This window comes from Aurantiacibacter xanthus (assembly GCF_003584015.1).
Taxonomy (GTDB): domain Bacteria; phylum Pseudomonadota; class Alphaproteobacteria; order Sphingomonadales; family Sphingomonadaceae; genus Alteraurantiacibacter; species Alteraurantiacibacter xanthus.
The window spans coordinates 19209-27841 of sequence record NZ_QXFM01000022.1; the positions used below are offsets into that span (position 1 = coordinate 19209).

The following is an 8633-nucleotide window of genomic DNA, read 5'->3' on the forward strand; positions in this document are numbered from 1 at the left end:
GCTAATCCTGCGCGATCACGTCCACCGCCGTCGCCATATTCTGCGGCGCCGACCCTACGAAGGTGCCGTCAATCGGCGAGACATCGGCATAGTCGCGCCCCATCGCGATCAGGATATGATTGCCCAGCGCGAGGCAGTCATTAGTCGGATCGAACCCGATCCAGCCCAGTTGCGCCCCGCACCACACCGCCACCCAGGCGTGCATGGCATCGGCCCCCACCAGCCGCTCCTGCCCCGGCGGGGGCTCGGTGCGCAGGTAGCCGCTGACATAGGCCGCCGGGATGCCCTGACTGCGCAGCGCCACGATCATCACATGGGCAAAGTCCTGACACACCCCCTCGCGCCGCGCGAAGGCCTCGGCAGGCGGGGTCGCGCTGGATGTCGCGCCGGGACGATAGGCGAAGTCGCGATGGATCGCGTTCATCACCGCGCTCGCCGCTGTCACGATGGGCTGTTCTGACGACATGAGATCGCCCGCCCAGTCCCCAATAGCCGAGTTTGCATCGGCAATGCGCGAGGCGAACAGGTAAGGCGCAGGCGAGAGGACCGACAGATCACGAGTGCCCAGCGCCTCTTGCCGCAATTGCCTGAGCATCGGACCGTCATCCGCAGGCGGGCGCTTGTCGATATCCACCGTAAAACGGCTCTCGATGACCAGTTCGGAAAGCCTGCCCGAATAGCCGATCACGCTGCGGTTGACGCAGTAAGGCCCCACCTCGTCACGCCATTCGTCGGGCTGCGGGCCGAACTCCAGCTTCTGCGCGATGATCGCCTGCCCCGGCCAGCCATAGGGCCGCAGGCGAATGTTGAACCGCGCCTGCGACACCGGCACGCCATAGCTGATGGTGGTACGGTGGGAGACCTCGTAAATCATCCCAGCAGGCTTGCCGTGATCTTCGCCTGCGGGCCGTGATCCTGCAGGAAGTAGCGGTTGCCGATGGCGTCGGACAGCGCGAACAGCTCTTGCAGCAGCTCCTGCACGATGGCCTTGTCGATGCTCCCGGCGGCCAGCCCTTCGAGCCGCGCATTGAGGGCGCGGGCGATCCGCAGCGGCTGTTCGATCATGCCGTCCTCGCGCAGGCTTGGCAGGGCGCTCAGCCGGTCGGTCAGCCGCAGCATCTGGTGCGCCATCGAGCGCGGCTGCGCCGGATCGAGCAGCACCATGTCGAGCACCGGCGCCCGCGCGGGCAGCACGAGATAGCGGCTGCGATAGACGTTCTGCCCGTCAACCAGATCGACCAGCGCCGAGAGATCCTCGTGGCTCGCCCCGTCAAGCGCCAGCGCGCCCGCCGCCTGCGCCATGATCGACGAACGTTCGAGACTGCGCCCGATATCGAGGAACTGCACCGCCGGTCCGCGCACCAGCGTATCCGACATCAGGCCGGTCAACGCCGAGAGCCGTTCGACCAGACGGTCGCAAACCCCGGAAATCGCTTCGATATCGCCCCCGGCCACGGTGGGCATCGGGCGCTGGATGATGCGCCAGGCATCGCGGCTGAGCCGGTCGCGCAGCAACAGTGCGAGCTGGCGCACCGCCTCCAGCGAACTGTGCGCCGAGCCGCGCATGTCCTGCGAGGCAAGCGCCGCACCTGCCAGTCGCGAGGGCTGCCAGCTGCGGCTCTCGGGCGGCACCGCGCCGAGGTCGCGCAGCAGGTTGGCGAGCCGGGTGATGGCCGAGGCCGCATCGACCCCGCCCCCGGCAATCGCGATCTGCTCGACCAGATTGCGCACGATCCGGCTGACCTGATGCGCGCGCTCGCAATAGCGGCCGAGCCAGAACAGGTTGTCCGCCGCCTGACTGGGCAGCAGGCCCTGATCGCGGCGCAATGCGGGCGCGGCCATGCCGGGGGTGGTGGTGACCTCGTGCCGCGTAGCCGGATCGACCACGCACAGGTCGGTGGCGATGTCGCCCAGCCCCATCAGCGAGCTGCGCTGGCGTTCGTCCTGCGAGATGCGGGCAAAGCCGCCGGGGAGCACGGTCCACCTGCCGTTGCCGTCGCGGGCAAGGAAGGCGCGGATGGTGAAGGCGCGCGGCTCGATCGCCGCGTCGATCAGTGCCGGGGCGGTGGAATAGCGGACCACCTCCTGCGCCGAGAAATCGAGCGGACGGGCCGCAATCGCGCGCAGCACCTCGGCCCGCTCCTCGGGCGCAAGGCTGCCGCCGATCCGTGGCTGGCCCTCGGGCAGACCGGGCAGCGGCTTGCGGAAGGCGGGCGCGATCATCAGGTCGTCGAAGTTTTCGAGCACGTGGCCCCGCTCGCGCGCGCTGCCAAGCCACCAGGTCGCGGCATTGGGCAAGGCCAGCGGTTCGCCCAGCAGCACGCGCGCCAGTTGCGGCAGGAAGGCGGGCATGGCGCGGCTCTCGACCACGCCAACGCCCGGCCAGTTGGCCAGCACCAGCCCGTCGGCGGCGGCATTGATCAGCCCCGGCACCCCGATCTGCGAGCGCGCGTCGAAATTGAGCGGGTCGATATCGCGGGTGGTGATCCAGCGCCACAGTGCGTCGACCCGCTTGAGCCCGCCGATGGTGCGCACGAACACCTTTTCGTCGCGCACCGTAAGATCGCGCCCCTCGACCAGCGAGAAGCCCAGATGCCGCGCCAGCAAGGCCTGCTCGGGGTAGAACTGGTTGAACCGCCCCGGCGTGAGCAGCGCGATGCGCGGATCGGAGCGATAGCAGCTCGCCGCCAGTCCTTGCCGCAGCTGTTCGAAGAAAGCGGTCTGGCGGCGGGTGCCGAGCGAGGCGAGCAGGCCGCCGGTGGCCCGCGCGATGGCGAGCCGGTTTTCGAGCGCATAGCCGATCCCGTGCGGCAGCCGCGCCCGGTCGGCCAGCACGCGCCATTCGCCCTGCGGCCCGCGCGCCAGATCAACGCCCAGCACATGCAGATAGTGCCCTCCCGAAGGCTGCAAGCCGACAGTGCGGCGGGCAAAGTGGTCGCTGCCCGAGATCACCGCAGCGGGCAGATGTCCGTCGGCCACCAGCCGCTGCGGGCCGTAGATGTCGGCCACCACCGCTTCGAGCAGGTCGGCGCGCTGGATCAGCCCGCGCTCGATCCCCGCCCATTCGTCTGCCCCGATGAAGATCGGCAGCGGGTTCAATGGCCAGGGGCGCTCGCCCTTGTCGCCCGCCACGCGGAAGGCGAGGCCAAGGTCGCCGACATGGCGGTCGAGATAGGGTTGCAGGCCCGCCAGCCCGCCGCCTCCGTGCCGCGAAATCCCCGCGACATAGTGCTTCCAGCACGCCGCCAGCTCCGGCGCGGCGGAGGAGAACACGTCCGCCGAGGGATCGCCCACATTGTAGTAGGCGAGCGGATCGCTCCCCGGATCGGGGCCGAACAGCTCGGCAGACTCGCCGCCTCCGGACATTACCGCGCGGGCCTGCGCAGATCGAGCGTGAGCGGGAACTCGCCGTGGTGCTCGGGCCGTGGTGCGTCCATTGGCCCCGGCGTATGGCCATGCTCCTGAAACCGGGCGCGGCGACGTGCCTCGGCCTCGAAGTCGTTGATCGGCACGTCGTCGTAGTTGCGCCCGCCGGGATGGGCGACATGGTAGACGCAGCCGCCCAGCGAGCGCCCGTTCCACGTGTCGTAAACGTCGAAGGTCAGCGGCGCGTCGGCCTCCAGCAGCGGGTGCAGACAGGTCGCCGGAGCCCAGGCCTTGTAGCGAACCCCTGCCACCGCCTCGCCCGGTGTGCCGGTCGGCTGCATCGGCACGCGCCGTCCGTTGCAGGCGATCACGTGCCGCCCCGGCGTGAGCCCGCGCGCCTTGACCTGCAAGCGCTCGGTCGAGCTGTCGACATAGCGCACCGTGCCGCCGATCGCGCCGGTTTCGCCGAGCACGTTCCACGGTTCGAGCGCGTGGCTGATTTCCAGCTCCACCCCGCCCGCATGGACCGTGCCGTGAACCGGAAAGCGGAACTGGTTCTGCGCCTCGAACCACTCGGGATCGAAGGCGTAACCTGCCTGCCGAAGATCGTCGAGCACGCCCAGAAAATCCTGCCAGCAGTAGTGCGGGAGCAGGAACTTGTCGTGCAGCGAGGTGCCCCAGCGCACGAGGTCACCCTCCTGCGGTTCGCGCCAGAACCACGCGGTGAGCGCGCGCAGCAGCAGTTGCGCGGCAACGCTCATTTTCGCGTCCGGCGGCATCTCGAAGCCGCGGAACTCGACGAGGCCAAGCCTCCCGGTCGGGCCATCGGGCGAATAGAGTTTATCGATGCAGATCTCGGTGCGGTGGGTGTTGCCCGTGACATCGACCAGCATGTTGCGGAACAACAGGTCCACCACCCAGGGGAACTTCGGCGGCACGCCGGGAGGCGGCACCTGCGCCAGCGCGATCTCCAGCTCGTAAAGGCTGTCATGCCGTGCCTCGTCGATGCGCGGGGCCTGGCTGGTGGGGCCGATGAACAGGCCCGAAAACAGATAGCTGAGCGAAGGATGGCGCTGCCAGTAAAGCACGAAGCTCTTGAGCAGATCGGGCCGCCGGATGAAGGCACTGTCGGTAAAGCTCGTCCCGCCGAGCACCATATGGTTGCCGCCGCCGGTGCCGACCGAGCGCCCGTCGACCATGAACTTGTCCGCTGTCAGCTTGCACTCGCGCGCGGCGTCGTAAAGCCGGGTGGTGACATCGACCAGTTCGTCGAAGCTGGCGGTGGGGTGGATGTTGACCTCGATCACGCCGGGATCGGGCGTGACCTTGAGCACGCTGATGCGCGGATCGGGCGGCGGGGGATAGCCCTCGATCCGCACCGGCAGCCCCATCGCCTCGGCAGTCGCCTCGATCTCGGCGACCATTTCGAGGAAGTCCTCCATCGCCTCCAGCGGCGGGATGAACACCGAGAGGTAGCTGCCCTTCGGCTCCACCGTCAGCGCGGTGCGCACCGCGCCTTCGACGATCTCCTGCTCGACCACATCCTGCCGCGCATGGCCGGCGGCCTGCTCGACCCGCTCGTGGCGCTGTTCGACCTCGCGCCGATCGGCTCCGCGCGCGGCGCGCTGCTCGCGGAAGTCGGCCAGCGGGGCCTGCGGATCGGTCTCCACGCGCGGGTGGATATAGGGATAGTCCGACTTGGACACATGCGGCAGCGAGCCCAGCGGCAGCCGGTAGCCGAGCGAGCTATCCCCCGGCACCGCGAACAGCGCCCCGCGCCGCAAGCGCCATTGCTCGCTCTTCCAACGCCCCGGCTCCTTCGCCTGCTGCGTCTGCCAGCGCTGGATCGGCAGCACATAGCCGACCGGCCTGGTTAGCCCCCGGCTGAAGGTCTGGACGATGCGCTGGCGCTCTTCCGGGTCGTCGATCTTCGGGTCGAGCGCGGTCACGTTGACGGGCAGATCGCCCTCGCGCTCGATCCACTTCTCCGGGTCTTCGTAGACCGGGTGGACATAGCCCTCGCCCACGCCGAACTGCGCGGCGGCGGCATTGAGGAACTGCTCGGCCTGCTCGGGGCCGACCGCGTCCTGCTCGCCCGCTTCGGGATCGCGCGCGATCAGCGCGGGGTTGTTCCACAAGGGCACCCCATCCTTGCGCCAATAGAGCGAGAAGCCCCAGCGCGGCAGGCTCTCGCCCGGATACCACTTGCCCTGCCCGTGGTGCAGCAAAGCGCCGGGCGCAAAGGCCGCGCCGAGCTTGCGGATCAGCTTGTCGGCATAGGCGGCCTTGGTCGGGCCGACCGCCTCGCCGTTCCACTCAGGCGCATCGCTGCCCTCTTCGGCGACGAAGGTCGGCTCGCCGCCCATGGTCAGGCGCACGTCCTGCGCCTGCAAATCTTCGTCCACCCTGGCGCCCAGGTCGAGCAATGCTCGCCAGCGCTCGTCGGTGAAGGGTTTTGTGATCCGCACCGCCTCGGCCACCCGGTCCACCCGCATGCGAAAGTCGAAATCGACCTCGGTCGGCTCGGCCAGCCCCTCGATCGGCGCGGCAGAGCGGTAGTGCGGCGTGGCACAAAGCGGAATGTGCCCCTCGCCCGCGAACATGCCCGAGGTCGCGTCCATCGCCACCCAGCCCGCGCCGGGGATATAGGCCTCGGCCCAGGCGTGCAGGTCGACCACATCCTGCGATACGCCCTTCGGCCCCTCGACCGGCTCGACATCGGCGACCAGCTGGATCGAATAACCCGAAACGAACCGCGCCGCGAACCCCAGCCGCCGCAGCAGCTGCACCAGCAGCCACGCACTATCCCGGCACGAACCGCTGCCCACCTCCAGCGTCTGCTCGGGCTCCTGCGTGCCCGCCTCCATGCGGATCACGTAGTTCACCCGGCGCTCGACCTGCTGATTAAGCGCAACGAGGAAGTCGATGGTGCGACCCTGATGGCCCTTGTTGGCCTCGACCATCTCCTCGAACAGCGGGCCTTGCGGCTCGCAGTCGAAATAGGCGGCCAGATCGGCCTTCAGTTTGTCGTCGTAGGCGAAGGGGTATTCCTCCGCGTAGTCTTCCACGAAGAAGTCGAACGGGTTGATCACGCTCATGTCGGCGATCAGGTCGACCTCGATCGAGAACTCGCTGACCGGCTCGGGAAAGACCACGCGCGCCTGCCAGTTGCCGTGCGGATCCTGCTGCCAGTTGATGAAATGCCCCTCGGGCTTGATCGTCAGCGCATAGTTCGGGACCGCAGTGCGCGTATGCGGCGCGGGGCGCAGGCGAATCACCTGCGGACCAAGCCGGATCGGCCTGGCGTAGCGGTAATGGGTGAGGTGGTTGAGGGCAGCGCGGATCATCGGCGCGATTAGACGCCGCTTGGTGCTGCAATGCAATATGATTGTCGGGGCCATGCGGCCTGACGAACCCTGACATTTTGCTGGCAGGCCATGCCTTTAGCTGCGGTGCGTGTTATGGCCGCCAGCGTGATAGTGGCCGCCCGCCTCGCCCTTTGCTCGCTCGCGGCGATGATTGCGCTCGCCGCCGATGGTGCGCGCGCGCAGGAGCCCGCGCGCCCGGTCGAGGGGCTGATCGTTGCCGTGTCGGAGTTTTCCGATCCGGCCCTGGCTCCCTATGCCCTCACCGGCGCGCGCGCCGATGCCGCCGCCATGCGCGGCGCGTTCAAGGCCTTCGCGGGTGAGGATGCGCCAACCATGGTGCTCGAAGGCACGGCAGCGACGCTGGCGCAGGTGCGCGAGGAACTGACTCGACTCAGCAACAGCGCCATGCCGGGCCAGCGCATCATGCTCTATTTCTCGGCCCACGGCAGCCGCATCCCGGACAGCGGCCCGCGTGACGAGACCGATGGCGAGGACGAAGTGCTGCTGCTGGCCGATGCGGGCGAATGGCGCAATGGCGCTCTGCCCGGCGCACTGGTCGACGACGAGCTGGCCATGTTCGTGCGTGCCATGCGCGAGCGCGGGGCCGACGTGTTCCTCGCCATCGACAGCTGCGCCTCGGGCGGCGCGATGCGCGGGGCCGAGCACATGGCCGTGCGCACCATCTCGCCCGCGGTGCTCGGCGTGCCCAACCGGGCCTTGCGCTCGGCGCAGCGGCGCGATGCCACATGGGTGGAAGACGACATGCCCGCAGGCAGCGGGCGGCTGGTGACGCTCGCCGCCGGGCCGACCGGCGATGCCGCATGGGACACGCCCGAGGGAGGGCTGTTCACCCGCAGCCTCGCCCCTGCCCTCGCCGCATCGCCCGCCGACTTCGTTGCGCTGGTGCGCGAACAACGGCAACTGCAAGCACGCTCGGCCCTGCCCGGCCCCGCCAGCGAGGCGGGCGGCGCGATAGAAAGCGCCTTTTTCTTCGCGGGCGACCTGCCCGACCTCGTCGCCAACGCGCGCGCCATGCCACTGCCTGACTGGACGCTCGACCTCCACTCCGCCGCCGCGCCCCGGTGCGACGGAGAAACGGCAGGCCCGCCGCATCTGCGCAATCCGGCTGAGCGTCTGCATCTCGACCATTGCGATGCGGTGATGCTCGCGCTCGCCGCGCCCGAGCCCGGCTTCGTCGATGCCTGGTATGTCGACAGCGCGGGCGGACGCACCCTGATCTCGCCTATCGGCGGGCTCTACCTCGACGGTCGCTCGCCTGCGCACCTCGACTTCACCTTCATCAGCCACGACCCGACCACCGGCACCCCCTTTCCCGCCGGGACCGACCATCTGCTGCTGTTCTGGCGCAAGGGCAGCGCGGCGGCAGACCACGCGGCGATCATCGAATTCGCGGTGGGCGACTAGTTCGACAGGATCATCACGTCGCTGGCCAGCGGCCCGGCGTTGATCAGCGTGACATCGTGCCGTTCGCTCGCCGCCTGCCAGGTGCAGAGCGAATGGGTCGAACGGGCGCGCTGGTCGCAGACGCGGGCGTTCCCGGCGCTCACCACCAGTCCGATCCGCGCATCGCCGTCGCCAATCGCGGCAACGCGCGCGGGCACTTGCGGCTGGGTCCTGATGTCGAAGCGCACGCTCTCGTTGGCCGAGACCCGCCGCACGTAGCGCAAGGGGCCACCGCCAAGGCTGCTGCGCAAGACCCCGCGCGGACGCATCGCCAGCACCTGTTCGGCCTCGCCCACCAGCACGGGATTGTCGCCCGCCAGAGCGATGGCCTCGCGTGCCCAGCCGTAGGCGACGGGGTCTTCGTCCAGCTCGACCACAATCGCGCCATTGTCGAGCACGGCCGGGCGCGTGCCGCTCGTCAGCATCATCCGCGCG

5 protein-coding genes are annotated in these 8633 nt (G+C 69.0%); 1 reads left to right on the forward strand and 4 read right to left on the reverse strand.

Annotation, left to right across the window (positions count from 1 at the left end; genetic code table 11):
* Position 1: 1 nt before the first annotated feature.
* The 3 genes from D2V17_RS03140 to D2V17_RS03150 are packed head-to-tail and all read right to left on the reverse strand — an operon-like array spanning position 2 to position 6713.
* Positions 2–874 (reverse strand): transglutaminase family protein, encoded by an 873-nt coding sequence (locus tag D2V17_RS03140; protein ID WP_119591684.1) that lies wholly within the window; start codon positions 872–874, stop codon positions 2–4.
* Positions 871–3366: a circularly permuted type 2 ATP-grasp protein gene (locus tag D2V17_RS03145; protein WP_119591685.1), complete on the reverse strand. Its 2496-nt coding sequence runs from the start codon at positions 3364–3366 to the stop codon at positions 871–873. Before D2V17_RS03145 ends, D2V17_RS03140 begins: the two co-directional genes overlap by 4 nt.
* The gene (locus tag D2V17_RS03150; protein ID WP_119591686.1) at positions 3366–6713 is read right to left on the reverse strand and encodes a transglutaminase family protein; all 3348 of its coding nucleotides are present in this window, start codon (positions 6711–6713) and stop codon (positions 3366–3368) included. Before D2V17_RS03150 ends, D2V17_RS03145 begins: the two co-directional genes overlap by 1 nt.
* Positions 6714–6827: 114 nt before the next feature.
* On the opposite strand from D2V17_RS03150, the gene D2V17_RS03155 reads away from it, so the two are divergent.
* A complete protein-coding gene (locus D2V17_RS03155; protein ID WP_191229061.1) occupies positions 6828–8159 on the forward strand; it encodes a caspase family protein in 1332 nt (443 codons plus the stop codon).
* Here the strand turns inward: D2V17_RS03155 and D2V17_RS21170 are convergent.
* Positions 8156–8633 (reverse strand): hypothetical protein (locus tag D2V17_RS21170; protein ID WP_191229062.1); only part of this gene is annotated, 478 nt, incomplete at its 5' end. The two genes, D2V17_RS03155 and D2V17_RS21170, sit on opposite strands and share 4 nt — an antisense overlap.